Genomic DNA, 24,617 nt, shown 5'->3' with positions numbered 1-24,617 from the left:
TGAAAGGGAGCCATGTGATCCGATGAGAAAATTGCTATTGAAGGCCGCGATCCTGATGAGCGCGCTGTCGCTGTGGAACGGCAGCGCGCTGTCGATGCCGCTCGGACGCGCGCCGCTGCACGCGTCGCCGGAAGTGATCCAAGCCGACTGGCAATGCGGCCGAGGATGGCATGTCACGTCCCGGGGGACCTGCCGTCCCGATCGCCGTCTCGGCTATCGGTTTTCTTCGTGGCCGTACGTCTATGATGGCTATCGCGCCTACGACTGGAGTGACGAATACAACTGGTCTCACGACGACCCCTCGCACGATGACGAAACGCCGCCCGCCCCCGACTGGTCATGGGACCACTGACCCGGACGGGCCTCGAGCTGCGCCGATCTTGCAGATAGTCTCGATCGGCGCGCTCCCGTTGGACATGAAAGATGAACGAACTCATCCTCATCGCTGAAGACGAGCTGGAAATCACCAAGATCCTCGACGCGTATCTGGTGCGCGAAGGATTCCGCACCGTGAATGCGGCCGATGGACAGACTGCGCTCGATCAGCACGCGATCCTGAAACCGGATCTCGTTCTGCTCGATGTGAAGATGCCGAAGATCGACGGCTGGGACGTCCTCGCCGAGTTGCGTCGCCGGGGGCAGACGCCGATCATCATGATCACCGCGCTCGATCAGGATCTCGATCGTCTGCAGGGATTACGTCTGGGTGCTGACGACTACGTCGTCAAGCCGTTCAACCCGCTCGAGGTCGTCGCCCGCACCAAGGCGGTTCTGCGACGGTCGGGGCACGCGGCCAGCCGAACTATTCTCCGCATCGGCAAGCTCGAAATCGACCTCGAGGGTCATTTGGCGAAGGTGCATGGCGACGACGTCGCGATGCCGCTGCAATTGACCCTGACGGAATTCCGGCTACTGGCCCATATGGCCAAGGCGCCGACGCGGGCTTTCGGCCGCAACGAACTGATCGACGCCTGCCTTCCGGGCGGCGATGCGCTGGAGCGGACGGTCGACAGTCATGTGAGCAATCTGCGCCGCAAGCTCGACGAGGCGGGCGCGAGCGGCATGATGTCGGTCGTGCGCGGAATCGGCTACCGACTGACCGGCGCATGAGACGTTATCGCCTCAGCGGGCAGATCACGCTATCGATGAGCGTCGTCGCCGCCATCGCGGTGCTGATGGTGTTCGTCGGCACGTTCATCTTCTACACCATCTATCTGACGTGGTTTCCGCCGCCTCCCGGCCCGCCGTCGCTGCTGCCGGAAGCACCCGACTTCGTCCTGATCGCGATCTTCCTTCTGCTCGGCCTCGCCATCGCGATCCACGCCGCACTGCGGCTGACGCGGCGGATTCTGGCGCCGCTCAATTCTCTGGCGGAAGGCGCGCGCAAGATCGCAGCCGGCGACCTCACCGCGCGAGCGGTGCCGGGCGATCGCTCGCTCGGCGAAACCGCCCAACTCGTGGACGATTTCAACGCGATGGCTCAGCGTCTACAGGACGCAGCGGAGTCGATGGCGTCGTGGAACGCTGCCATCGCCCATGAACTGCGGACGCCGCTGACAATCCTGCGCGGCCGCCTGCAGGGGCTCACCGACGGCGTCTTCGAACCGAGCGACGAACTGTTCAGAAGTTTGCTGGCCCAGGCCGAGAACCTGTCGCGCCTCGTCGACGATCTACGGGTCGTGACCCTCTCGGACAGCCAGCGCCTGGACATGCGTATCGAGCCCACGGATCTCGTCAAGGAGGTGGAGCAGGCTGTCGACGCGATGCGTCCTGCGCTGGTGGCGGCCGGCTTCACTGTCCAGATCACGACCCGGCCGGTGACGCTGCCCTGCGACGGCGCGCGGATCCGACAGGCGCTGCTTGCGATCCTGGAAAACGCGCGACGCTACGCGACGCCCGGGGTGATCGAAATCCGGATAGCCGCCGAGAAGGCGACCCTCGTCCTCGCCGTCGAGGATGAGGGGCCCGGCCTGAGCGCAGAGTTTGCCGCTCAAGCCTTCGATGCGTTCGCACGCGCGGAGCCGTCCCGGTCTCGTCAATTCGGTGGCTCCGGGCTCGGATTGTCTGTGGTCCGCGCGATCGCCGAGGCGCATGGCGGACACGCTCGGTACAGGACATCGACCAGAAGCGGCTCTGTCTTCGAAATCGTCCTTCCCGTCGGTGGTCCAGACCCGGATGGCAACGGCAAATCTCAGGCTTCAAAGACGGCCTGACGACCGCGACGCTCGGCCGTCAGAATGATCTGAATTGGCCGCAGGAGATCGAGCAGACCAATCCGGACAATAGTCTGCTCCTGGCCCAAGTCGCACAAAGACTTTAGCGCCGCTCTGGCAAAGCGGAATGGACTGCACATTCCGTAACGGCATTTCGACACGTCATGTGGACATGCGGTTCTCGAATTGCATTCAGTGGCGAGAATCTAACTTCGATAATTCTACCCAAGTTGAATACTTGCGAACAGCGCCGTGCCTCTCTCCGGGTGAGATTCGAGTTCGACCGTCCCATTGACGAGGGCCAAGCGCTCGCGCAGGCCGAGTCGTCGCGATGACTTTTCAGCTACGCCCGGCTCGACCTCTGGCACGCCGCAGCCGTCGTCCTCAATGATGCAGATCAGTTGGTGGCCGCGTATCTCCAGGATCACTCCGACCCGGGTCGGATCCTAACCGAAGTGTTCGGTCGCGCCGGAATCAAGGCGGATATCCGCTTCGTCAGTGACGGCGAGCAGGAGCTCGATTGTCTCAAGCGTGGCCACCGCTACGCCGAGGAAGGCTCGGCGCCGACGCCCGCGCTGGCGCTGCTCGACCTCAACATGCCCCGGCTGGATGGATGCAAGGCGATCCGCATCCCCCCGTTGAGGGGATCGTCCCATCCTATTTCCGCGAGGCCGGCTCAACTCTTCTGGGCGAGCGAGTGACGCGCGATGCTGGCGGCGAAAAGCGGGGTTTCGCGCGAATTGTGGTCGCCACCGGCGTCCTGGCGAGCCTTCGCAGCGTCCTCGTAGCTGACGCCGTGCTGCTTGATGAAATCCATGAAGCTGTCGGTCGGATGCGCGGTCACGCTGTTGGTGTAGCGGGTGCGGCCGCCCGCGATGCCTTCAGCAGACAGCTCCCAGATCACGTTGACCTTCGTGCGCCCGGCCGAGGTGAACACGTCCGAGATCGAGTTCATGCGGCAATAGGTCGGGCTGACTTCTTCAGCTACATAATGCTGCACGACCAGGCCCGTGCCAATCATCTCGACGTTGATCATCATCCTCGAACCGTCGTCCGAAGTCGTCACTCCGCAGGCGATGTGGTCGGGCGGGCAGCAGCGCTGATATTCGGCCTCCGGCAGATTGAACAGCCAGTCGGCGATGTCGAACCGGTCGATCGGAACATCGACATCCGCGTGGAACGCTGACTTCGAGAGAATGGTGTCCAATAGAACCTTCATAGTATCTTCCTATCGTTGCTTCGATGATGAAGTTGCGAGCGGGGTTGGTTCAGACCGCAGCAACAAGTTGCTGAAGCCGTTCGAACCAATTCCGCATGGTTTGATCGTTCTTGGCGCCGGAGCGGAGCGCGTCGGTATCGACGCGGCTTGCTCGGGACTTGTCCGCTGCAAATTGCCCGCCTCGACCGTGCGGCATCCCGCATCGGCGGAAGGCACCTCAGGTCCCGCCCAGCGCGCCGAGCGTCTCCGCTGCACGGGCCGAAGCCGATATCGCGGCTGGGAAGCCGGCATAGAATGCGAGATGCGTGATGAGGCCGCTGAGCTCGACCTTGGTCACGCCATTCTCGATCGCGCGGCGGAGATGCGCCGGAAGCTCGTCGGCGGCACCAAGGGCGATCAGCGCGGAAACCGTCACCAGGCTGCGATCGCGCTTGCTGAGCGCGCGATCTTCCCAAACCTTGGAGAACAGCGGGTCTTCCACGAAATCAGTGAGCTGAGGCGTAAACGCGCGGGCGGCCTCGCGGGGGCTTTTCATTTCGGTGGCAACCATGACTGTTCTCCGACTCCAAGGATCTTGAACCGCTTCAGCAGTTCAACGACGCGACACCGAGAACATCGGAATGAAAGCAGCACACCACAGCTATACGTAGGTTTGAAGGCTGGGTGGGACCGGCTGAAACGCCGACGAGCAACCGGACGGTCAGCGGAATTCGCTCGTCCGACAGGCATCCGATGCGGGGCCGCACGGCCACCTGTCGTCGACGACCAAGTCGAGGACGGATCGGCGCGCATCGAACAGGACGCCGCTGCGCGCTCGCCGGGACGGCCGAACAGGATTGTCAGTCCTCGGATTGATAGTCGAACAGGTTCTTGTGCTGATAAGGCTGAGAGCGAAGGTACTGATCCGGCGCGCGAACGCGGCCACCCAGATGCGCTGCGGCGTGCCAGGGCCATCGTGGATCGTACAGGATGCCGCGGGCCAGCGCGACGAGATCGGCGTCGCCGGTTGCGATGATCGCCTCGGCCTGCTCGTAGTCCGTGATCATCCCGACCGCGACCACCGGAATTGAGACCGCCTGTTTCACAGCCCGGGCAAACGGCACTTGATAGTTGGGCCCATCCGTGATGCGCTGGAGCGGGTCGATGCCGCCGCTGGACACGTTGACGGCGGCGCAGCCACGTGCTTCGAGCGCCTTGGCGAAGGCGACGGCGTCGTCGATCGTCGCGCCGCCTTCGATCCAGTCGGAGCCCGAAATCCGGACCGTGACCGGGCGATCCGCCGGGAAGGCGGCACGTACGGCGTCGAAGACTTCCAGCGGAAAGCGCATGCGCTGCTCGAGCGACCCTCCGTATTCGTCCTCGCGCCTGTTCGAGATCGGCGAGAAGAACTGGTGCAGCAGATAGCCGTGCGCCGCATGCAACTGCACGGCATCAACGCCAAGTCTGGCCGCGCGTCGGGCACTCTCGGCAAAGCCCTGGCGGAGTTGCGCGAGGCCTTCGGCGTCGAGCGCGACCGGAGACCGACCGCCGACACTGAGCGGGAGCGCCGAAGGCGCCACGGTCTGCCAGCCGTTGGGGTCGTGCGGTGGCAGATGGCGCCCACCGCGCCACGGCACATCGGCCGACGCCTTGCGGCCCGCGTGTGACAGCTGAATCGCGATCGGGATCGATGACCAACTCCGGATCGCATCGATCACCCGACCGATCGCTGCCTCGGTCCGGTCGTCCCACAGGCCGACATCGGCGGGCGTGATGCGGCCTTCCGGAGCGATCGAAGTGGCTTCGACCGTGAGCAACGCCGCGCCGGAAAGCGCCAAATGGCCCAGATGCATGAGATGCCAATCCGTCATCTGGCCGTCACGTGCCGAATACTGGCACATTGGCGCGATCACGATCCGGTTCTCGAGCTTCAACCCGCCGACCTGCAGAGGCGAGAACAATTTGGACTTGGTCATGAACGACTCCGACTGAGGCAGCTGCTCGCGAAGAAACGCGGAGCACGCACGGATATTGCCCGCGGCAACGAGCCCGGCCTTGTTGTCGGATAGGTGTAGCCAAACGCTCCCAAGAAACATCATACCATGGTTTGTCGCTGTCGGGAGCGGCACTCATTAAGGCATGGCCAAAACCTGATCCCCGGAGGGCATTATGGCCAGCGGTCAAGTGAACCGCGCTGAAAGGCCGAACACATGGCTGCTCCGACCAACCCGGCAACGTGAAGATTCTTCTCGCCAACCGGGAAGCCGTCCACACATGGCCCTTAGCGGACTATCGAGCTTCTCTCGCACTAATTATAAAGGCTTGGTCAATCCAACCGGAGGGACGACGCCCGCATGGCGAACGTCTAGAGCCGGTACAGACGCGCCGCGGTGTTGAACAGGATGTCGGCCTGCTCCGCCTCGGTCATATCCTCGATGGCGCGCCGGAAGTTCTGGTACAGCGACTGGTAGTCGGTCCACAACTTCTCGATCGGGAAGTTGCTGCCGTAGAGGCAGCGGTTTGCGCCGAACATCTTGACGGTCTGCTTGACAATCGGCGCTACCGACTCGAAGCGATAGGCGTGCTCAAAGGTTCCAAGTCCCGACAGCTTGACGTTGACGTTCGGGCAATCGGCAAGCGCCGCCATGCCGTCGCGCCAGGCCTGCCAGCCGGCCGGCGAAGTGTCTTCGAGCATGCCGGCATGCTCCAGCACGAACGTCGTGTCGGGAAACGCACGCGCCAGACGAACGCTGTCGGCCATCTGGCTGGTGAAGACCTGAAGCTCGAACACCAGGCCGAGCTTCGTCACCAGTTTCAGGCCGCGCTGCCAATCAGCATCATTCATCACGTCCGGACGCGGCGCGAAACTGTATTGCGGGTTGCTGTGCCAGTGCAATTGCTGGCGGATGCCGCGGGTCAGCGGCAGGCGGCTTAGTTCGCCCAGCAGATCGCCGACCGCAGGATCGGCCAGATCGGCATGCGCGACGTTGGCATGCGGCCATCCGGTGGCATCGGCCACCGACTGCACCCAGCGCGCTTCGTCGAGGCTTTGGCCGGCGGGCCAGTTGGTCTGGACGTAGATCGATTGGACGACATCGCAGTCCGCGATGTCGGATCGATACTCCTCGATCGTGTAGTCGCGGCAGATCGGCTCGTAGGGCCCGAAGATCCGCGGCACCTGCGGACCCGACAACCAGGTCAGGTCCTTGAGCCGCCAGATGTGATGGTGGCCATCGATCGTCGGGATTGCTTTCATGACTAATCCTCTCGCGGCTTCTCAGCCGGAATGCTTCGTCGACCAGTAGGCCGGCAGCTCGGTGCAATCGCGACCGCCCCAGCCGGCTTGGCTGGCCTGGTCGAACACCGTCAGGGTCTGCTGCGCGAGTGGAAGCGAGAAGCCCAGTGCCTGCGCCTCGGCCACCATGGTGCGCAGGTCCTTGCGGATCGAGTCGCAGTCGAAGGTCGCCGAGCCCGGATCCTGCGACTGCAGCGCCTTCGCCACGGCCGAGCCGCGCGCACGGAGGACGTTGGGCGCGCCGGAGGTTTCGGCGAACAGCTCGACCATCCAGGCCGCGTCGCGGCCGAGGTGGCGGCACAGTGCGTAGGCCTCGCCGAAGCTTTGCCAGAACACGGCGAGCGGCAGATTGATCGCCAGCTTCATGCTGGAGCCGGACCCGATCGGGCCCATCAGCTCGACGCGGCGACAGAGCTGATCGAGAATTGGCTTGGCCCGGTCGAAGTCAGCCTGCGCCCCGCCGGCGAAGCCGAGCAGCTTGCCGCTCAGCGCCGGCCCGACCGTGCCACCGACCGGACATTCGAGCAGCGCGGCGCCTTTTGCGGCCACGCGCTGCGCCAGCGCCTGTTCGGTCGACGGCTGCACCGTGCTCATCTCGACGAACAGTTTGCCGGCGACGGAGCCGGCAAGAAGGCCTTCATCGCAGCCGAACACGCGATCAATTGCGTCGGCGTCGGTCAGCAGCGTGATGATCAGTTCAGCGCGCCCGACGAGATCTTTCGGCGACGCTGCCACGGCCACGCCGAGCTCGGCCAGCGGCTTCGTCTTCTCGGCCGACCTATTCCACACCACGACCTCGTGTCCGACCTCGATCAGCCGCTGGGCGATGGCGCTGCCCATCCGCCCCAGTCCCGCAACGCCCATTCGCATAGCTCAGCCTTTCAGGTCAGCGCGACGACGCATCGTCCGAAGCGCGCGGCACGAGCGCCGCCGCGTCGGGACGCCGCCGCTACATCAGATGATCGAGAATTTCCGGATTCTTCAGCAGGTCCTCTGCCCGGTCGTGATGACGGACTGCGCCGCTGGCGAGGATGTAGATGCGCTCCGCGACGCTGCAGGTCAGCTTGGCGTTTTGCTCGAACAGCGCGACGGTGAGGCCCTCGGCCCCGAGCGTCGTCAGCGCCCGGCCGATCTCGCCGATCACGATGGGCGCTAGGCCGAGCGATGGTTCGTCGAGGATCAGCAGCCGCGGATCGGGCATCAGGCCCATCGACACCGCCACCATCTGCTGCTGGCCGCCCGACAACGTCCCGGCGGCCTGCCAGCGCCGCTCTTTCAGGATCGGGAACAGCGTGTAGCAGCGCTCGATATTATGCTGCACCCGTTTGCCGTTGCCGAGGGCGTCGCCGGCGATGACGAGGTTCTCCTCGACCGACATCCGCGGAAACAGGCCGCGCCCCTCAGGTACGATGGAGATGCCGAGCTTGATGCGCCGATGCGTCGGCACCGATTGCAGCTCGCTGCCGTCGAACGTCAGCCGCCCCGACTTCGGTTCGACCAGGCCGCCGATCGCCTTGACGATGGACGACTTGCCCGCGCCGTTGGGGCCGACGACGCCGACGATCTCGCCTTTGCCGACGCTCATTGCCAGATGATCGACCGCCAGGAACGGCCCGTAGCGGACCGTCAGGTCCTTGATTTCAAGCATCTGCTGTTCCGAGATATTGATCGATCACGCGCTGGTCGGACAGGATCTGCGCCGGCGGCCCCTCGGCGAGCTTCTCGCCGGCCATCAGCACCACGACCTTGTCGGCGAGTTCGCGGATCACCTTCATGGTGTGTTCGATGACGAAGATGGTGCAGCGGCCTTTGAGCTCCGACAGCACGCCGATCATGGTGCGAACTTCGGCCGATGACAGGCCACCGACCGGCTCATCCAGCATCATCAGCTTCGGCTTCTGCACCAGCCGCATCAGCAGCTCGACCTGACGCTGCTCCATCAAGGTCAGGCTGCCGGCGCGGGTGTCGAAGCGATGGCTGATGCGCAGCCATTCCGCAATCTCGGCTACCGACTCCGGCGAGGCCGGATCGCGGGCATCGACCAGCGCGGTGGCGACGTTGTCGCGCACGCTGAGTTCGCCGAACACCCGCACCGCCTGATAGGTCCGCGTCAGCCCGGCCTTGGCGATGCGAAACGGATTACTGCCGCCGAAGGCCTCGCCGTCAAACGTCACGCTGCCGCTGTTCGGCTTGATGTGGCCGGAGATGACGTTGACGAAGGTGGTCTTGCCGGAGCCGTTCGGTCCGATCATGCCCAGCGTCTCGCCGCGGTGCTGCACCAGATCGATGCCCTTGAGCGCGGCGACGCCACCGAACCGCTTGGAGACGGCTTTCACATCGAGCAGGACGTCTTTCATTTGGCTCCCCCGCGCGAGGCCGACACGCCCACCGCCTCAGGCGCTTCCCGCTTCTTGCGCTGGAAGCCGCTGGCGATGCCGCCCGGCATCGCCACGATGACGACGATGATCAACAGGCCGTAGAGCACGTCCTTGACCGTGTAGTATTCCTGCAGCAGGAACGACAGCGGCGCCAGTAGGATCGCTCCGATCACCGGCCCCCAGATCGTGCCGCGGCCGCCGAACGCCACCATCAGCCAGATGTTCATGCTGATCAGCACGTCGAACGAGCGCGGCGAGATGAAGCCGATATACGGCGCATACAGCGCGCCGCCGACGCCGGCGAACAGCGAGCCGATGAAGAAGGCGATCATCTTGTACCCGGTGACGTTGATGCCGAGCATCCCGGCGAGTTCGTCGTCCTCGCGGATCGCGATCAGCCGCCGGCCGAGTGACGAATGCACGATTCCGATCAGCACGAGAACGCCGATCACCGCAGCCGCCACCAGCACCAGATCGTACGACAAGCCCATTAACGGCTTGCCGGCGAAGGTCGGCGGCGGGATCTGCGAGATGCCGGTGTCGCCGTTGGTGAGGCCGGCGAAGTACACGAAGGCCAGCGTGACCACCGTCTGGATCACAAGCGAGCACAACGTGAAATAAAAGCCCTTGAGCCGCAGCGATGGCAGCCCAAGGATGGTGCCGGAAATCGAGGCCGCCAGCGCGCCGACCGGCAGCGCCAGCCAGAACGACCAGCCAGCGGCGGTGAGATCGACCACCGTGTAGGCGCTTATGCCGGCGAGGCCCGCGAACATCAGCGGCATCAATCCGGTGTAGCCGTAGAGCAGGTTCATGCCGCAGGCCCACAGGATGTGCAGCATCGTCACGCCGGCCACGAAAGCCAGATAGCGATTGCCCGACAACACGAAGGGCGTCGCAAAGGCAAGCACGGCGAAACACAGCAGCGGCAGGCCCTGCCGGCGCAGCGCGTTGTCTTTGCCTCGTCCGAGAGGTGTCATCGCGCGAACAGTCCCGAGGGTTTGAAGAGCAGGATGAGAAGCATTGCTCCGAGATAGGAGAACGCCGCGATCGTCGGGCTCGCCACCGTGCTGACGGCCGCCTGGGTGAAGCCGAACACCATGCCGACGATCAGCGCGCCGAGCACCGAGCCGGGGCCGCCGATGATCATGATGGCGAAGGCGGTGATCGACATCGTCCACGCCACGGTGAGGTCGAAGCTGTAGGCAAGCGCGAACAGGATTCCGCCGGCGAAGATCACCGCGTTGCCGAGCGCGAAGGACAGGCTGTAGCTGGCCTTGACGTTGACGCCGCGCAGCGCCGCCGCATCGCGGTTCTGGAACACGGCGCGGATGGCGCGGCCGTAACGATGAAATCGCAGCAGCGCGAACAATGCCGCGAGGATCGACAGCGCCAGCGCCAGCACCACGAGACGATTGGTCGCGATCGGCAACGGGCCGACGAAGGTGATGCCGCTGACCAGCGGCGGCAACTGAAACTGATCGCTCCAGCGCCCATAGGTCGACGAGAAGATGCCTGTGAGAATCTGGGTGATGCCGAGGCTCAGCACGAAATACGAGATGTTGCGGTTCGGCACGTCGTAGAACCGCCGCACCAGCACGTATTCGAGCGCGTAGGACAGCGGCACGCTGATGCCGATTACCAGGATTGCGGCGATCGCCGGGTGCACGCCCCAGCTGATCGTCATGGTCCAGCCCAGCAGCGCCGCGAGCACGAAGAACTGGCCGTTGGCGGCATTCGGCATCCAGATCGATCCGTACACGATCGTCACGCCGACGGCGACGAGCGCAAAGATCGAGCCCAGGATCAGGCCGGTCGAGATCGTCGATAAAAGAATGATCAGGTTCGCGTCGGACACGCGCACATCTCCTCGGGAGAGAGAGGCCGCCGGCGCGCGGCGGCCCTAATGATCGCTTTATCTCAGGATCACTTGACCAAGGTGTAGACGGGAATGACTTCCGGATCCCATTCGATGTAGAAGGCCTGCTTCGCCTTGTAGGACTTGGCCGCCACATCGTTGATCTGCAGGAAGTACATGTATTCCTTGCGGGCGCCGTTCTTGTCGAACTCGATCGGAACGCTCGACGTCGTCTCCTTGGTCTTCAGCGCCGAAATCGCGTCGCGGAATTTCTCGCGGTCGTCCGCGGCTTCGGGATTCTTGTCGATCACTTCCCGGATGACGTTGGCGGTGACGTAGCAGAAGTTCTCGCCGTAGGAAGGCGGCCGATCGTTCTGCGCGACGAAGTCGGAGACGAAGGTCTTGCCTTCCGGCGTCAGCGAGTCGAGGTTGGAGTCGAAGAACGTGCCGTAATACGAACCGACGCTGCGCTTGCCCCAGTTGATCACCTGCGTGGTGATGCCGAATGGGTGGATGATCTGCTCCGGCTTGACGCCGAGATCGAGCAACTGGTTGGTGATGGTGTTGTCGAAACCGCCGGCGCCGCTGACGACCACGTAGTCGGGTTTGGCTGCGAGAATCTGCGCCGCCTGCACGGTGGCGTCGCTCGAGCCCTGCGGGAAGGCGATGTCGGCGACGATGTTGAGGCCCGAGCGCGGTGCCTGATACTTGATACCGGCGGTGATCGCCCGCATCAGCGCGTAGTCGGAATAGATCATGGCGATCTTGCCGCCGGGCTTCTGCTTCTCGACGAATTTCGAGATCGCGTAGCCCCAGCCGACCGCGTCCGGCTCGAGCCGAAACGTGTAGCGCGTGCCCGGCTTGGTCAGTTGCGGGAACGCCGCGACCGGCACGACGAACGGCACCTTGTTCTGCTCGGCATAGCCGTAAACGGCGAGGCCGGTGTCGGAGCTGGTCGGCCCGCTGAGCGCCAGCACCTTGTCCTGCACATCGAGGCTGCGCGACGCCGCCACCGCCTGGGCCGGGCTGGTCTGATCGTCGGCGATGACGAACTCGATCTTGCGCTTGCCGGGCGGGTTGAGGTTCTTTTCGGCAAGCTTAAGGCCGGCAACGCAGCTGGTGCCGAAGAAGCTCCACGGGCCGGTGAGTTCGGTGACGAAACCGATCTTCACCGGCGGCTTGTCCTGAGCCATCGCGGTCACCGACGCGAGCGTCATGGACGCCGACGCCAGAGCGACCGTCAGCACGGATGTTCGACTCTGCATGTTCGTTTCCTATCCCTTGGATTTGTTTTTTGCTTAGTCATTGGCCGGCGGGTCTTGTGCCCGCCTTGCCGGTCGTCGAGCGGCTACGCCGCTTGTTTTCGTTTGCCGGAGGCGTCGAGCAGGCCGGCGGCGATCAGCGCATGCCGGATGCGCTCGATCTCCGGCTCCTTCAGCTTGATCAGCGGCGGACGGACGACGGCGCGCGGCAGTTTGCCGAGCAGGACCAGCGCTTCTTTCATCCGGTTGTGCATGTCGACGAACGGATCCGAGTAGAACACGCTGGCGATCGGGTTGATCTGGTCGTTGAGACGGCGTGCCTCGGCGAGATCGTTGGCCTGAACCGCACGGAACAGCCGCGCCTGCAGATCGGCGATGACGCTGCCGCTGCCCGACAGCAAGCCGTTGCAGCCCAGCACCAGCGAGCTGAACAGCCACGCGCTGTTGGTCGACAGCACGTTGACCGGCCGGCTGCGCGACTGCAGGGCACGCACTTGCGCCTCGTGCTGCGGCACGACCTGGGTCCAATCCTTGATGGCGCGGATGCTCGGCACTTCGTCCATCAGCCGCGTCAGCGTCGCCAGCGGATAGCCCTGCCCGGTCGCCAGCGGATACTGAAACAGGATGATCGGCAGGTCGGAAGCCGACGCGATGGTCTTGAAGTGGGCGACCGCCATGTCGGCGCTCTGTCCCAGCGTGAACGGCGCCGGCGGAAACACTAGCAGCGCCGACGAACCGCCGGCCTGCGCGCGCTCGGCGATCCGCGCGGCTTCCAGGCTGCCGTCGGCCCACACGCCGTGGACGATCGGCAGACGGTCGCCGATCTCGTCCATCGTGATTTCGAGCACGCGGCTTTGCTCTTCGGCCGTGCATGACGCCACTTCGGTCGAATGGGCGTTGACCGTCACTGCGGAGAGTCCCTCGACGGCTGCGATATCGCGCAGATGGCTGCGGAAGCTGGCCTCGTCGATCGAGAAGTCTTCGTGGAAGGGCAGCAGGACGGCGGGAATAACGCCATGCGGCACGTAGTTGGCGAAGCGGCTCATATCGATCTCCGGTGTTCCAGATTCAGGCGTGTCGTTGCATGTGCAGCGGATAGCGCTCGTCGAGTGGCCACATCAAAGCGAGGCGCGAAGCAACCTCAGCCGCCAGCGGGCCACAGGTTTCGATCTGCGCCCGTGTCATTCTGTTGGTCGGAGCCGCCACGGAGACAACGCCGACGCATTCGGTGACGCCGGACAGGCGGGGCGCCATGATGGGGGCCGCCACGGCGCCAACACCGATCTCATTTTCCTCGAAGGTCACCGCAAAGCCGCGGCGGCTGGCGACATCGAGTTCGCGGCGCAACGCTGCGTAGTCGATGCTGGTGTGCGGCGTCAGCCGCGCCATGCCGGCCTGCTCGACGAGATGCGCCGCGCGCTCCGGCGGCAGTGTCATCAGCCACGCCTTGCCGGTGGCGTGTGTATGCAGGCTGACATCGAAGTTGAAATTCGGGTCGATGCGCAGCGTGCGCCTGGTGCCAACCACCGCGTAGACCCAGGTGATCTTCTCGCCGCGCTCGACCACAGACAGGCGCACAAGCTCGCCGGTCCGCTCAGCCAGGTCTTCCAGTAGGCTGGTGCATTGGCCTAGCAGGCCCGACTGCTGCAGCTGCCGGAGGCCGAGATTGCTGATCCGATAGGTCAGGTAGTAGCGCTGCGCGACGTCGTCGCGCCAGACGTAACCGGCATGCTCCAAGGTTTCGAGCAGGCGCGATGCGATCGCCTTGTTGACGATCAGTTCTCGCGAGATCTCGGCCAAACTCAGGCCATCGGCAGCCCCGGACAGCAGCTGAATCGTCTCGAGCGCGCGCTCGACCGCCAGCACGGTGGTCTCGACAGGTTTTCCAGCGCCCCGCTTCGACCCTTCAGATGTCGCGGCCATCCGAACCTTCCCCGAGATCAGCTTCGCCCGCACGTTGATACGCCCGGCCAAAACTTCCGAAACCCCGTTACTCTTAGATGGTAACGCCGTTACATTAAGGGCGTGCGAGCGGTGACTGTCAAGCGCGGCTCGCCCCGCACCGCAGATTTTCACTGCCGCCGAATGTCGCGGCCGCGTCGAACTAATCGCTATCCGGGCCGCGTCCATCATCGCTAAGCGCGGCCCCGCGCCAGGATCATCTCGGCCGCTTTCTCCGCGATCATCGTCACCGCGGCGTTGGTGTTGCCCGACGGAATCGTCGGCATCACCGACGCATCGGCGACGCTGAGCCGGGAAACGCCGTGCACCGTCAGATCAGATGAGACGACCGCCATCGGATCGTGGCCCATGCGGGCCGTCCCGACCGGATGGAAAATCGTCGTCGCGATATCGCCGGCCGCGCGGGCCAGTTGATCGTCGGTGCTGATGGCCGGGCCCGGCTTCAATTCCTGCGGCCGATATTCAGCTAGCCGGCGCGTCGCCATCAGCTTGCGCGCATGCCGAATACTGTCAGCCGCGACGAGGCGGTCGGCTTCGGTCGACAGATAGTTCGGCCGGATCAGTGGCGCATCGCCGGGCGCAGCGCTGCCGATATGGCAACTGCCGCGACTTTCGGGACGCAGATTGCAGACCGAAACCGTCAGCGCCGGGAACCGATGCAGCGGCTCGCCGAAGGCTTCGAGCGACAGCGGCTGGACGTGATACTCGATGTTCGCGCTGGCATAAGCGGGCGACGAGCGCGTGAAGATGCCGAGCTGGCTCGGCGCCATCGCCATCGGACCGCTGCGCCGCAGCGCGTATTCGGCCGCGACCCGGAGCTTGCCCAGCCAGCCGGCCGTCATGTCGTTCAGCGTGCGCGCGCCGGTGATACCGAACACCGTGCGGATTTGCAGATGATCCTGCAGATTTTCGCCGACGCCCGGCAACTCGCGCTCGACTGCAATCCCGTGGGCGGACAAGATGTCGCCGCGGCCGATGCCCGAATGCTCGAGCAGCTTGGGTGTGCCGATCGCGCCGGCCGCCAGCACGATCTCGCGCGTCGCATCGGCTTGCAGCCGACGCCCTCTGTTGCCGAATTCAATTCCCGTCGCGCGGCCCTCCGTTACGACGATGCGCTCGACTTCGGCGCCGGTCTCGATCCGCAGATTGCGCCGCTGCCTGACCGGATCGAGAAACGCCTTGCGGGCATTCCAGCGCACGCCGCGGCGCTGATTGACGGCGAAGTAACCGGAACCTTCATTGTCGCCGCGATTGAAATCATCCACCGGCGGAATGCCGAGCTCGGCGGCCGCCTCGCGCACCGCATCGAGCACCGGCCAGTGCAGCCGTTGCTGCTCGACGCGCAGTTCGCCGGTCACGCCATGATAGGCGTCGGCCGGCCCATAGTGCCGTTCGGACTTGATGAAGTAGGGAAGCACATCGTCCCAACCCCAGCCGGCATTGCCCATCTGGCGCCAGCCGTCGTAGTCGGCCGCCTGCCCGCGCATGTAGATCATGCCGTTGATCGACGAGCAACCGCCGAGCACCTTGCCGCGCGGATAGTTCAAGGCGCGCCCGTTCAGCCCCGGCTCGGCCTGCGTCTTGAGGCACCAATCCACCCGTGGGTCGCCCATCGTGTAGAGATAACCGACCGGGATATGCACCCACAGCCGGTTATCGCTGCCACCTGCCTCCAGCAGCAGGACGCGGGCATTCGGATCGGCGCTCAGCCGATTGGCGAGCACGCAGCCGGCCGTGCCGGCGCCGACGATGATGTAGTCGAACTGGCCGACAGATGTCGCGACCGGTCCGCCCATCGGTCAGGTGCCCTCGACCACGACTGTCTGCTGCTGATGCCCCAGCCCGTCGATCTCGAGCCGCATGACATCGTTGGGCTTGAGATAGACTGGCGGCTTCATGCCGAGGCCGACGCCGGGCGGCGTGCCGGTCGTGACGACGTCGCCGGGATGCAGGGTCATGAAGCGACTGAGATAGCTCACCAGATAGGCGACGCCGAAAATCATGGTGCGCGTCGAGCCGTTCTGCCGGCGCACGCCATTGACGTCGAGGCGCATGCCGAGATTGCCCGCATCGGAGACCTCATCGGCCGTGACGAGCTAAGGCCCCATCGGCGAGAACGTGTCGTGACTCTTGCCCTTGGTCCACTGCCCCTGGCGTTCGATCTGCCAAGCGCGCTCGGAGACGTCGTTGACGATGCAGTAGCCGGCGACGTGCTTCAGCGCGTCGGCTTCGGAGACGTTCTTGGCGCGGGTGCCGATGACGAAGGCCAGTTCGACTTCCCAGTCGGTCTTCTCGGCGTCGACGGGGATCTCGACCGGATCGTACGGCCCCGAGATCGAGCTCGTCGCCTTCATGAATACGATCGGCTCGCTCGGCACCGGCAGGCCGGACTCGGCAGCGTGGTCCGAGTAGTTGAGGCCGATGCCGATCAGCTTGCCGACACTTCCGACACAGGGGCCGATGCGGACGCCACTCGGGGCGAGCGGCAATTTTGCCGTGTCGAGCGCTGCGAGCTTCGCCAGACCTTCCGGTGACAACACCGGGCCATCGATATCGCTGACGACGCCCGCGAGACTGCGCAGCGCGCCGGCCTGGTCGATGAGTCCCGGCTGTTCTTTGCCGACAGTGCCGAACCTGACGAGCTTCATGTCATTTCCCGCCGTGAGAGGTGTCGGCGGCGCGCAGCGCCATCTCGAGCCAGTAGCTTCCGCGTTTCTCGTCGGCGCGCCGAAGCGCCTGTGCGGCGTCGCCGGCCGCGATCGGATCGGGCAGCCGCTGCGGCGGCAATGTCTGCTCGATCAGCACCAAGTAAGCTTGCTTGCCGGGCCCGCCGCCGTAGATCTTGCGCTCGGAGGTGGTGATGTTGCCGACCGCCGCATCCGCGCGCCACAGCCGTGCGCGCACCACGCCCTCACAGTTACCGACGGTTTTCAACCAAGCACCGGCGCAGGCGTCTTCGTCGCCGTCCGGCAGATCGAACTGCATCGTCGTCACGTAGGGCGCAGGCCACGCCGTGGCGCCGCCGACTTCGGCGACGCGCGAATAGATGCTGCGCACCGGATTTTTGAAATGCGTCAGCGCCTCGCGCGTCCAGTCCGTCGGCGCATTCAGCGCCGCCATATAGGCTTCCGACGCCAGCACGCTGGTGGCGTTGGTTTCGTAGAACATCAGGAAATGCGGCGCGTCGCTGGTCGCGCGATAGCGCCGGCCTTCGCGAAAGCCCGGAATCGAGACGCGCTCCGGGATGTGCTCGCAATTGTGCCATTGCTGGTAACGCACGACATAGTCGGGATCGATGTCCGACCAGAAGGCCATCAGGCCGGAGCCCGACGCAGTTGGATTGCTCATGAGATGATCCGACAGATCGAGGGGCGCCACGGCGTGCGCGGCGCGTTGGATTGATCGAACGACGAGATCAGAACTGACCTTCGCGCTCTTCGTAGTGCGTCGGCTTGTTGTGCGACGGCATATCGCGCTGGATCCAGTCGGCGACCCAATCGACCATCCGCGCCAACGGCACGGTCGGATAGCCGTAGAGCCGCTGCGCCGCCAGCGTGGTGTTGTACCAGCCGGTCGAGGCCTCCTCGCCTTCGTACACCGGCTTCTTGCCGAACTTGCGCCCGAACTCCTCGGCGACCAGGCGCACGCTCATGTGCTCCGGACCGCCGACGTTCAGCGGCGACGTCGGAGTGGTGACATGGGCCAGCGCGCCAAGAATCTGCGCGTTGCTGTCGCCCTGCCAGATCACCGAAGCGTAAGCGGTGCCGATCGGAATCGGCGTGCCGTCCATCACCCAGCGGGCGATGTCGTAGAGCACGCCGTAGCGCATATCGATCGCGTAGTTGAGCCGGATCAGCCGGCCCGGCGTGTTGTGCCGGCGGGAGAAGTACGAGAACATGCGCTCGCGGCCAGTGCAGCTGGTCGCGTAGTCGCCGGCCGCATTGGGCTGCACCGACTCGTCCCAGCCGCCGCCGGAAATCGGCGCGAACGGATAGACGCACAGCGTCGAGAACGCCACGATGCGCGAGCGATGAAAGCGCTCGGCTACCATCGCGGGCACGTGCGTATTCATCGCCCAGGAAAAGCTCGGATCGACGTCGGTGCCGAACTTCTTGCCGGCCATGTAGACGATATTCGGCACGTCCGGCAGCTTTTCCAGCGCGCTGCGGTTGAGCAGATCGCACGAGATCGTCTCGATGCCCCAGTTGTCGAGCCGCTCGCGTAGTCCCTTCTCCGAGAAGCGCGCGACGCCGATCACGCGCTTGTCCGGCGCGGCCCGCTTGGCCATGCGCGCCAGCGTCGGGCCAACCTTGCCGCCGACGCCGAGCACCATGATGTCGCCGGGAGCTCGTTCGAGCAGCTTCGGCAGCCACACCGTGGGCCGCGACAGCAGTTCCTCGAGAATCTCTTCATTCTCGATGGTCGCCGGCAGGTTATCCGCCTGCAGGAACTCGGTCATTTTTGTTTCCTCCGTCTTATTAAGTTTTCACTTAATAGTTGGCCGAAGGGCTGTCAAGCGCGAGGCCGCGGCGTTCCCGCGCGCGTGCAGCGCAAACTTTACGGACGAAGGAAGCCCATGATGACGTCGATAATAAACTGCTCGCGCTGGCGAAGCCGCGCCGGTGTCATCAGATCCTGATGCAGGATGACACTGAGCGTGTGCCGGTTCGATAGATAGAAATAACCTTCGGCATTGATCGAGATGAAGAGGTCGATCGGATCGACGCCCGCCCGGAACACGCCGCTGGCGACGCCGCGATCGAGCGTTTCGCGGATGAAATCGAGCAACGCGTCGTACATGCTGACGATCAACGGCGAATTCTTGATGTGCCGCGCGCGGTGAATGTTCTCCGAGACGAGGAGACCGATCGTCTCCGGCGACTCGATGAACATCCGGAACGTCGAGGCGATGAGCTGGCGCATCGCCTCCTCCGGATCCGCGCCGCGCAGCTCCATATCCTTGTGATGCGAGCGCACGATCGAATAGGCGCGCTCCATCACCGCGATGAAGAGTTTCTCCTTGTTGCCGAAGTAGTGATAGACGAGGTTAATATTGCAACGCGCCCGCTTGACCACGGCGTCGACGCGTGCACCGTCATAGCCGCGCAGCGCAAATTCGCGGGTGGCGGCGTCGATAATTTTCGCTTTGGTGGCGTTGGGATCTCGGGCCCCGCTCTTGGCGGTGGTACGTCGCGTCGTCATTTCCTTCCGAATCCCGTGACCTGCCCGGTCAATCGAACTGGATGATATCGTTGTTTCATCATTGGCCGATCTGGTCGAACCGTGGAAAATATGCCGGTCAGTCCGTTTGACAAGGCCGGCTTGTGAAACGTCCAGCCGCCCCTCCACCGAAGCCCCTCGATCGGCGACATCGACGCTGTTCATGACATCCGACGAAAGAGATCGTCGATGTGCGCGCGAAGACGGCACCTTCTCGCTTCCAGACCTCAAATGGGATGGCTGCGCCAACGTGTATATCTGTCCCAGCGGCAAGGTGCTTCGCACGACTGGCAAAGTTCACGATGGGATGATGCTACGGTTGCGCGCCAGTAAACACGATTGCTCCGCCTGCCCGGCGAAGGCGCAATGTTGCCCGAACATGCCCGCCCGGCAGATCCCGCGCGATCTTCACGGCCACGCCCGAGATATCGCGCGCAGGAAAATAACGACGAAGGCGTTCCTCAAATCACGCGACGAGCGCAAGCGGGTCGAGATGCGGTTCGCACACTAGATCGAGCGCCAGCGCTCGGATGCACAAATCGGCTGACGTCTGGACCTGAAGCTCTGGCGGAGAGAGTGGGATTCGAACCCACGGTACGGTTTCCCGCACACACGCTTTCCAAGCGTGCGCCTTAAGCCACTCGGCCATCTCTCCGGGCGCCCTCTCATGACCGCGCCGCGCGGTTTTTGCAAGGGATCGGCGCGCGGAGACGGCGATTTCACCTAAATTATTGATTTCACGGAAGTCCCGGGCGGCAGGGACGCCGGGCGCTGGACGGAAAGCAGGGTCGCCCGCCGTTCTGGCCCTGAATCGCGCGGTTGCGCCTGCAGACTGTTGCCGCAAACTACGGATGGACGATGAAGAAAACTGGCTGGCCAGGACGGCCTGCCTCTACGCCAGCCACATCGAGACGTCTCACCGCCGGCGGTTAGACGGGGCGCTTCGGACGAAGGCCACGCCTTTCCCTCCCGAACCGAGAGGATCTGATGGCCATCAACGGCCAGATCCCAACCAAGGGGCGGCAGACCCGACCGACTCCGTCACCTCACTGCAGGATCGCGCCGCCGAACGCCATGGGAGAGCGACGGGACCAGCCGCCCGCCATCTTCAGAGGCGGAGCCGCCGCGGAAGGGTCGGAGGTCTCCGCCTCGCGTCCCGACGCGTGGGCTTGTCCCAGCGCCGCGATGAAATCCGAGAACCAGGATTGCACGCTGCCGCGGCGCAGCTTGCCCATCATGACTTCCCAGCGCATCCGCCGCTCGGTCAGCGGCATCGCCAGCGCGGTCGCGATCGCGCGGGCCATGCCTTCGACGTCGTGCGGGTTCACCAGCAGCGCCGTGTCGAGCTCGTTGGCGGCGCCGGCGAATTTCGACAGAACCAGCACGCCCGGATCGATCGGGTTCTGGGCGGCGACATACTCTTTCGCCACGAGATTCATGCCGTCCTGGAGCGGAGTGACCAACCCGACCTGCGCGGTCCGATACAGGCCGGCGAGGACGGCCTGGCGGAAGCCCTTGTTGAGATAGCGGATCGGCGTCCAGTCGGCTTCGCCGAGCCGGCCGTTGACGTCGCTGACCAGTCGGGCGAGATCGCCCTGCAGATTGCCATAGGCTTCGATCGTGCCGCGCGACGGCGTCGCGATCTGAAGCAGCGAAACGCTCCGCTGCAGCGCCGGCCTCGACGTGAGCATCCGCTCGAACGCGTTGATGCGGTTGATCAGGCCCTTGGAGTAGTCGAGCCGATCGACGCCGATCACCAGCTTCTCGCCATTGAGGCTCTTGCGCAGCCGCGACACGTCAGGATGAGCCGTTGCCTTCTGCGCCTGCTGGGCGAACAGATCGGCGTCGATGCCGATCGGGAACACCTGGCAGCGGGAGACTCCACGCGGACTGGTCACGACGCCGTCCACGATCGAAAAGTCGAACTCACTCTGCACGTATGACAGGAAGTTGGCGCAATCTTCGTCGGTCTGGAAACCGATCAGATCATAGGCGAGCATCGCCTCGATCAATTCGCGATTATGCGGCACGCAGCCCATCGTGGCCGGGGAGGCCCACGGCGTATGCAGGAAGAAGCCGATCGGCTGGGTCACGCCGAGATCGCGCAGCTCTGCACCGAGGGCAAGAAAATGGTAATCTTGAATCCAGAAGGACGTATCCGGTTTGCGGAAGCGCATCAGCGCTCGCGCCATGAAACCGTTCACTTCGCGGTAGGAGTGGTAGTCGTCCTGGGAAACGCGGATCAGATCGGCCCGGGAATGAAGCGCCGGCCAGAGCGCTGAATTTGCAAATCCTTCGTAGTATCCGCCGTAGTGCGCCGCCGGAAGATCCAGCATGGCGAGCGCGCCGGCGCCAAGCTCCTCAATTTCCGCAAAGGGTTCCCGCTGAGCACCATCGCGAACGCGGCCACTGGAACCGACCCAGATGGCTCCGGATTTCTCGACCACAGGCAGCAATGCGGCGGCCAGACCACCCGTCATCGGCTCGTTCGCCGACGCCCTCGCCACCCGGTTGGAAACGACGACTAGGTTCACTTGTCCCTCCGGCGCCCCTATTGATGATTGCTGAATTAACATACGTTCATCGAGTTCGTTCCATGACGCAATTCGAACAACTTTAAGGCCGCGAGATGGTCATCTGCCGCACATTCCGCCGTGCTACGGCGTCGCATGTTGCTGTAGTACCAACTTAGGTTACCGGCTGATCGAGCAGACCCACCAGCCATTCGCGCACATCGCGCGGTTCCTCGAAATGGCCATCGACCACGTCGCTGTGACGGCCGACCGAGAAGGCGAGCCCCTGCAGTTCCGGCATGATGGCGAACACGGTTTCGTCGGTCACGTCATCGCCGATAAACACCGGGCGACGCCCGGTGAACGGATGATGCTTCATCAGTTCGATCACGCCAGTGGCTTTGGTGAAGCCGGAGTGTTTGATTTCGCACACCGACTTGCCGGGAAGAACTTCCAGCGGCGCATGCGGATTCTCGGCACGGATCGCCGCGACGGATTCGTAGATCGCTTTTTCAGTGTGCGGCGCGAGGCGATAATGCAGCGCCAGCGAATAGCCTTTGTCCTCGAGCAGAATACCTGGACTGATCCGCGCGATCGCGGCCAGCCGGCTCTTCAGTTCCGGATCGAGCGGCGGCGCGTGCGTCGCAACCGCCTCTCCGCTCGATAGCAGCCGCATCTCGGCGCCGTGGCCGCCGACAGCGGGCAGCTTCATCGGCGCGAAGATCAGATCGATATCGTTGATCGAGCGGCCGCTGACGAGCGCCAACGCGCCCGAGGTGCGGTCATGCAACTGACGCAGCGTGTGTTCGAGTTCCGGCGGAACCCAGACCTCGCGCGGCGTCGGCGCAAAGTCGAGCAGCGTCCCGTCGATATCGAGCAGCAGCGCACACTGATCGAGGCGCGGCATCGAGATCGCGGAGGCCGGGGTTGAATCCGACGTCAGCCGCTTTGCGGTTTCGGCGAGCTTCGAAGTCATTTGTCATCCTCTACGGCGGCCAGTGGCCGCGCGATGTGTTCAAGCGAGCGGCGCTCGGCCGCGATACCATAACGCCACCCGACAATGGCGGCGATCACCATCAGCGCTGCGCCGAGCAAATAGCCGGCGAACAGGCTGCTGCGTGAGCCTGTGTCGATCAGCGCACCAAACAGCGCAGGCCCGGCGACGCCGCCGATGCCCGTGCCGAACGCATAGAACAGCGCGATCGCCAGCGCCCGCACCTCGAGCGGAAACGTCTCGCTCACCGTGAGATAGGCCGCGCTTGCGGCCGGTGACGCGAAGAAGAAGATCACCATCCAGGCGATGGTCTGGCCCTGCGCGCTCAGCGCGCCGATCGAGAACAGATAGCCGGAGATCGCCAGCAGAACGCCCGAGACGCCGTAAGTAAACGCGATCATGGTGCGGCGGCCCAGCGTGTCGAACAGCCGGCCGAGCAGCAGCGGCCCGAGAAAATTGCCGGCCGCAAACGGCAGGATGTACCAGCCGACGTGGCTGGAAGGTATGCCGAAGAAATCGGTCAGCACCAGCGCATAAGTGAAGAAGATCGCATTGAAGAAGAACGCCTGGGCGGCCATCAGCGTCAGGCCGACCAGCGAGCGCTGCCGATAAGTCCGGAACAGCGTTTGCGCGACCTCGCGCAGCGGCGTGTGACTGCGTATCTGCAGCCGGATCGTCGGACGCAGGCGCGCGGCTTCCGGATCGATCCGCGCCCCGCGCTCGATCTCGGCGACGATCCTCTCGGCCTCCTCGGGCCGGCCGTGCGTCATCAGCCAGCGCGGGCTCTCGGGAATCCAGAACCGCATCGCGAATATGACGAGACCCAGCACCGCGCCGGTGAAGTACGCCAGCCGCCAGCCATATTCCGGATCGATCACGGCTGGATCGAGCAGCACGATGGCGGCCACCGCGCCGATCGCCGCGCCGATCCAGAAGCTGCCGTTGATGACGAGATCGGTCCAGCCGCGATAACGCGCCGGCATCAGCTCCTGGATGGTCGAATTAATGGCGGTGTATTCGCCGCCGATGCCCGCACCGGTGAGGAAGCGGAACAGCGCGTAGCTCCACACGTCCCAGGACGCCGCCGTCGCAGCCGTGGCGAGGAGGTATAAGGCCAGCGTGATGAAGAACAGCTTCTTGCGGCCGATCCGATCGGTCAGCCAGCCGAAGCCGATGGCGCCGATCACCGCGCCGGCCAGATAGGCGCTGTTGGCGACACCGACGTCGAGATTGGAGAACTGCAACTGCGGACTCGCCTTGAGCGCGCCCGCGAGCGAACCGGCCAGCGTCACCTCCAAGCCGTCGAGTATCCAGGTAACCCCGAGCGCCAGCACGACGCGGGTATGGATACCGCTCCACAGCAAACCGTCCAGCCGGGCCGGAATGTCCGTTTGCACAACACGCCCCCGCGCCATCGGCCCATAGGCCGGCGCGATGCTCGCAGCGTTGATCGGATCGGCCATTCACCTCGCTCGGCGCGTTGAGCCACGCCGCAACCGCCGCACGTGGCGATGCGCCGCGGGCCGCGGACAGGTTGCGGCATTAACGGAGCTTCGCCGCATCAGTTCCGGATCGCGCCGTCGAACGGCCGCGCCGAGGACTGCGCTCCGCCACAGCTGCCTGCAAATCAAGCAAACAGCATGTGGATCGTCACGCGGGTGTCATCCGCGCGGCCGGCCAGGACTGACGCCGCAAAAATCCCAGTTGCAAACTCCTGCGGCCGTGCT

Annotated in this window: 24 protein-coding genes, 1 tRNA gene and 1 pseudogene; 5 read left to right on the top strand and 21 right to left on the bottom strand. The window is 64.3% G+C overall.

Going from position 1 to position 24,617, the window contains the following annotated elements; genetic code table 11:
* The first annotated feature begins 37 nt into the window (after window positions 1-37).
* The 4 genes from ACFFJ6_RS01610 to ACFFJ6_RS01595 all read left to right on the top strand — a co-directional run bounded on the left by ACFFJ6_RS01610 (window position 38) and on the right by ACFFJ6_RS01595 (window position 2,914).
* Complete coding sequence (locus tag ACFFJ6_RS01610) at window positions 38-352, top strand: GCG_CRPN prefix-to-repeats domain-containing protein (protein WP_378383663.1); 315 nt, start codon at window positions 38-40, stop codon at window positions 350-352.
* A gap of 71 nt (window positions 353-423) precedes the next feature.
* Window positions 424-1,110, top strand: a complete 687-nt coding sequence (locus ACFFJ6_RS01605) for a response regulator (RefSeq protein ID WP_378383661.1) — start codon at window positions 424-426, stop codon at window positions 1,108-1,110.
* On the top strand, window positions 1,107-2,213 hold the full coding sequence (locus ACFFJ6_RS01600; RefSeq protein ID WP_378383659.1) for an ATP-binding protein: 1,107 nt from the start codon (window positions 1,107-1,109) through the stop codon (window positions 2,211-2,213). Before ACFFJ6_RS01605 ends, ACFFJ6_RS01600 begins: the two co-directional genes overlap by 4 nt.
* Before the next feature lie 404 nt (window positions 2,214-2,617).
* Complete coding sequence (locus tag ACFFJ6_RS01595) at window positions 2,618-2,914, top strand: response regulator (RefSeq protein ID WP_378383657.1); 297 nt, start codon at window positions 2,618-2,620, stop codon at window positions 2,912-2,914.
* Here ACFFJ6_RS01595 and ACFFJ6_RS01590 read toward each other — a convergent pair.
* The 17 genes and pseudogenes from ACFFJ6_RS01590 to ACFFJ6_RS01510 all read right to left on the bottom strand — a co-directional run bounded on the left by ACFFJ6_RS01590 (window position 2,890) and on the right by ACFFJ6_RS01510 (window position 19,548).
* On the bottom strand, window positions 2,890-3,432 hold the full coding sequence (locus ACFFJ6_RS01590) for a hypothetical protein (protein ID WP_378383655.1): 543 nt from the start codon (window positions 3,430-3,432) through the stop codon (window positions 2,890-2,892). The genes ACFFJ6_RS01595 and ACFFJ6_RS01590 overlap by 25 nt on opposite strands.
* A gap of 217 nt (window positions 3,433-3,649) precedes the next feature.
* Window positions 3,650-3,982 (bottom strand): carboxymuconolactone decarboxylase family protein, encoded by a 333-nt coding sequence (locus ACFFJ6_RS01585; protein WP_378383653.1) that lies wholly within the window; start codon window positions 3,980-3,982, stop codon window positions 3,650-3,652.
* Between the two features lie 289 nt (window positions 3,983-4,271).
* Window positions 4,272-5,387, bottom strand: coding sequence for an NADH:flavin oxidoreductase/NADH oxidase (locus tag ACFFJ6_RS01580; RefSeq protein WP_378383651.1), 1,116 nt, complete (start codon window positions 5,385-5,387; stop codon window positions 4,272-4,274).
* 389 nt (window positions 5,388-5,776) lie between these two features.
* Window positions 5,777-6,667 (bottom strand): amidohydrolase family protein, encoded by an 891-nt coding sequence (locus ACFFJ6_RS01575; RefSeq protein WP_378383649.1) that lies wholly within the window; start codon window positions 6,665-6,667, stop codon window positions 5,777-5,779.
* A 21-nt stretch (window positions 6,668-6,688) separates the two neighbouring features.
* Window positions 6,689-7,570: an NAD(P)-dependent oxidoreductase gene (locus tag ACFFJ6_RS01570; protein WP_378383647.1), complete on the bottom strand. Its 882-nt coding sequence runs from the start codon at window positions 7,568-7,570 to the stop codon at window positions 6,689-6,691.
* Between the two features lie 85 nt (window positions 7,571-7,655).
* The gene (locus tag ACFFJ6_RS01565; protein WP_378383645.1) at window positions 7,656-8,354 is read right to left on the bottom strand and encodes an ABC transporter ATP-binding protein; all 699 of its coding nucleotides are present in this window, start codon (window positions 8,352-8,354) and stop codon (window positions 7,656-7,658) included.
* Window positions 8,347-9,063, bottom strand: a complete 717-nt coding sequence (locus ACFFJ6_RS01560) for an ABC transporter ATP-binding protein (RefSeq protein ID WP_378383643.1) — start codon at window positions 9,061-9,063, stop codon at window positions 8,347-8,349. Before ACFFJ6_RS01560 ends, ACFFJ6_RS01565 begins: the two co-directional genes overlap by 8 nt.
* Entirely contained in the window at window positions 9,060-10,061 is a 1,002-nt protein-coding gene (locus ACFFJ6_RS01555; RefSeq protein WP_378383641.1) for a branched-chain amino acid ABC transporter permease, read from the bottom strand. Before ACFFJ6_RS01555 ends, ACFFJ6_RS01560 begins: the two co-directional genes overlap by 4 nt.
* Window positions 10,058-10,939, bottom strand: coding sequence for a branched-chain amino acid ABC transporter permease (locus ACFFJ6_RS01550; RefSeq protein WP_378383639.1), 882 nt, complete (start codon window positions 10,937-10,939; stop codon window positions 10,058-10,060). The genes ACFFJ6_RS01555 and ACFFJ6_RS01550 overlap by 4 nt, the downstream gene beginning before the upstream one ends.
* 68 nt (window positions 10,940-11,007) lie before the next feature.
* Window positions 11,008-12,204, bottom strand: a complete 1,197-nt coding sequence (locus tag ACFFJ6_RS01545) for an ABC transporter substrate-binding protein (protein WP_378383637.1) — start codon at window positions 12,202-12,204, stop codon at window positions 11,008-11,010.
* A gap of 83 nt (window positions 12,205-12,287) precedes the next feature.
* A complete protein-coding gene (locus tag ACFFJ6_RS01540) occupies window positions 12,288-13,247 on the bottom strand; it encodes a dihydrodipicolinate synthase family protein (RefSeq protein WP_378383635.1) in 960 nt (319 codons plus the stop codon).
* 22 nt (window positions 13,248-13,269) lie between these two features.
* Entirely contained in the window at window positions 13,270-14,175 is a 906-nt protein-coding gene (locus tag ACFFJ6_RS01535) for an IclR family transcriptional regulator (RefSeq protein WP_378383633.1), read from the bottom strand.
* A 161-nt stretch (window positions 14,176-14,336) separates the two neighbouring features.
* Window positions 14,337-15,959 carry a GMC family oxidoreductase gene (locus ACFFJ6_RS01530; protein WP_378383631.1) on the bottom strand — a complete coding sequence of 541 codons (1,623 nt, stop codon included), beginning with the start codon at window positions 15,957-15,959 and terminating at the stop codon, window positions 14,337-14,339.
* A 3-nt stretch (window positions 15,960-15,962) separates the two neighbouring features.
* Window positions 15,963-16,811, bottom strand: a pseudogene (locus ACFFJ6_RS01525) (fumarylacetoacetate hydrolase family protein).
* A 1-nt stretch (window position 16,812) separates the two neighbouring features.
* Window positions 16,813-17,511 carry a hypothetical protein gene (locus ACFFJ6_RS01520; protein ID WP_378383629.1) on the bottom strand — a complete coding sequence of 233 codons (699 nt, stop codon included), beginning with the start codon at window positions 17,509-17,511 and terminating at the stop codon, window positions 16,813-16,815.
* A gap of 67 nt (window positions 17,512-17,578) precedes the next feature.
* A complete protein-coding gene (locus tag ACFFJ6_RS01515) occupies window positions 17,579-18,622 on the bottom strand; it encodes an NAD-dependent epimerase/dehydratase family protein (protein ID WP_378383627.1) in 1,044 nt (347 codons plus the stop codon).
* Between the two features lie 98 nt (window positions 18,623-18,720).
* Window positions 18,721-19,548, bottom strand: a complete 828-nt coding sequence (locus tag ACFFJ6_RS01510; RefSeq protein ID WP_378383625.1) for a TetR/AcrR family transcriptional regulator — start codon at window positions 19,546-19,548, stop codon at window positions 18,721-18,723.
* On the opposite strand from ACFFJ6_RS01510, the gene ACFFJ6_RS01505 reads away from it, so the two are divergent.
* A complete protein-coding gene (locus tag ACFFJ6_RS01505; protein WP_378383623.1) occupies window positions 19,547-19,894 on the top strand; it encodes a transposase in 348 nt (115 codons plus the stop codon). The two genes, ACFFJ6_RS01510 and ACFFJ6_RS01505, sit on opposite strands and share 2 nt — an antisense overlap.
* Before the next feature lie 54 nt (window positions 19,895-19,948).
* Here ACFFJ6_RS01505 and ACFFJ6_RS01500 read toward each other — a convergent pair.
* The 4 genes from ACFFJ6_RS01500 to ACFFJ6_RS01485 all read right to left on the bottom strand — a co-directional run bounded on the left by ACFFJ6_RS01500 (window position 19,949) and on the right by ACFFJ6_RS01485 (window position 24,353).
* Window positions 19,949-20,038, bottom strand: a tRNA-Ser gene (locus ACFFJ6_RS01500).
* Window positions 20,039-20,429: 391 nt separating this feature from the next.
* Entirely contained in the window at window positions 20,430-21,917 is a 1,488-nt protein-coding gene (locus ACFFJ6_RS01495; protein ID WP_378383621.1) for a trehalose-6-phosphate synthase, read from the bottom strand.
* 154 nt (window positions 21,918-22,071) lie between these two features.
* Complete coding sequence (gene otsB / locus ACFFJ6_RS01490) at window positions 22,072-22,872, bottom strand: trehalose-phosphatase (protein WP_378383619.1); 801 nt, start codon at window positions 22,870-22,872, stop codon at window positions 22,072-22,074.
* Complete coding sequence (locus ACFFJ6_RS01485; protein ID WP_378383617.1) at window positions 22,869-24,353, bottom strand: MFS transporter; 1,485 nt, start codon at window positions 24,351-24,353, stop codon at window positions 22,869-22,871. The genes otsB and ACFFJ6_RS01485 overlap by 4 nt, the downstream gene beginning before the upstream one ends.
* Window positions 24,354-24,617: the final 264 nt, after the last annotated feature.

This window comes from Rhodopseudomonas telluris, assembly GCF_042432815.1.
GTDB classification, from domain to species: Bacteria; Pseudomonadota; Alphaproteobacteria; order Rhizobiales; family Xanthobacteraceae; genus Rhodopseudomonas; species Rhodopseudomonas telluris.
This window is presented reverse-complemented; position numbering and strand designations above follow the sequence as displayed.

Bases quoted from the DNA above. Each gene is read 5' to 3' on its own strand.
- ACFFJ6_RS01505 (WP_378383623.1), top strand. From the start codon at position 19,547: ATGACATCCGACGAAAGAGATCGTCGATGTGCGCGCGAAGACGGCACC.
- ACFFJ6_RS01600 (WP_378383659.1), top strand. From the start codon at position 1,107: ATGAGACGTTATCGCCTCAGCGGGCAGATCACGCTATCGATGAGCGTC.
- ACFFJ6_RS01540 (WP_378383635.1), bottom strand. From the start codon at position 13,247: ATGAGCCGCTTCGCCAACTACGTGCCGCATGGCGTTATTCCCGCCGTC.
- ACFFJ6_RS01520 (WP_378383629.1), bottom strand. From the start codon at position 17,511: ATGAGCAATCCAACTGCGTCGGGCTCCGGCCTGATGGCCTTCTGGTCG.
- ACFFJ6_RS01510 (WP_378383625.1), bottom strand. From the start codon at position 19,548: ATGAACAGCGTCGATGTCGCCGATCGAGGGGCTTCGGTGGAGGGGCGG.
- ACFFJ6_RS01485 (WP_378383617.1), bottom strand. From the start codon at position 24,353: ATGGCCGATCCGATCAACGCTGCGAGCATCGCGCCGGCCTATGGGCCG.
- ACFFJ6_RS01585 (WP_378383653.1), bottom strand. From the start codon at position 3,982: ATGGTTGCCACCGAAATGAAAAGCCCCCGCGAGGCCGCCCGCGCGTTT.
- ACFFJ6_RS01560 (WP_378383643.1), bottom strand. From the start codon at position 9,063: ATGAAAGACGTCCTGCTCGATGTGAAAGCCGTCTCCAAGCGGTTCGGT.
- ACFFJ6_RS01515 (WP_378383627.1), bottom strand. From the start codon at position 18,622: ATGACCGAGTTCCTGCAGGCGGATAACCTGCCGGCGACCATCGAGAAT.
- ACFFJ6_RS01570 (WP_378383647.1), bottom strand. From the start codon at position 7,570: ATGGGCGTTGCGGGACTGGGGCGGATGGGCAGCGCCATCGCCCAGCGG.
- ACFFJ6_RS01565 (WP_378383645.1), bottom strand. From the start codon at position 8,354: ATGCTTGAAATCAAGGACCTGACGGTCCGCTACGGGCCGTTCCTGGCG.
- ACFFJ6_RS01590 (WP_378383655.1), bottom strand. From the start codon at position 3,432: ATGAAGGTTCTATTGGACACCATTCTCTCGAAGTCAGCGTTCCACGCG.
- ACFFJ6_RS01530 (WP_378383631.1), bottom strand. From the start codon at position 15,959: ATGGGCGGACCGGTCGCGACATCTGTCGGCCAGTTCGACTACATCATC.
- ACFFJ6_RS01575 (WP_378383649.1), bottom strand. From the start codon at position 6,667: ATGAAAGCAATCCCGACGATCGATGGCCACCATCACATCTGGCGGCTC.
- ACFFJ6_RS01580 (WP_378383651.1), bottom strand. From the start codon at position 5,387: ATGACCAAGTCCAAATTGTTCTCGCCTCTGCAGGTCGGCGGGTTGAAG.
- otsB (WP_378383619.1), bottom strand. From the start codon at position 22,872: ATGACTTCGAAGCTCGCCGAAACCGCAAAGCGGCTGACGTCGGATTCA.
- ACFFJ6_RS01605 (WP_378383661.1), top strand. From the start codon at position 424: ATGAACGAACTCATCCTCATCGCTGAAGACGAGCTGGAAATCACCAAG.
- ACFFJ6_RS01545 (WP_378383637.1), bottom strand. From the start codon at position 12,204: ATGCAGAGTCGAACATCCGTGCTGACGGTCGCTCTGGCGTCGGCGTCC.
- ACFFJ6_RS01555 (WP_378383641.1), bottom strand. From the start codon at position 10,061: ATGACACCTCTCGGACGAGGCAAAGACAACGCGCTGCGCCGGCAGGGC.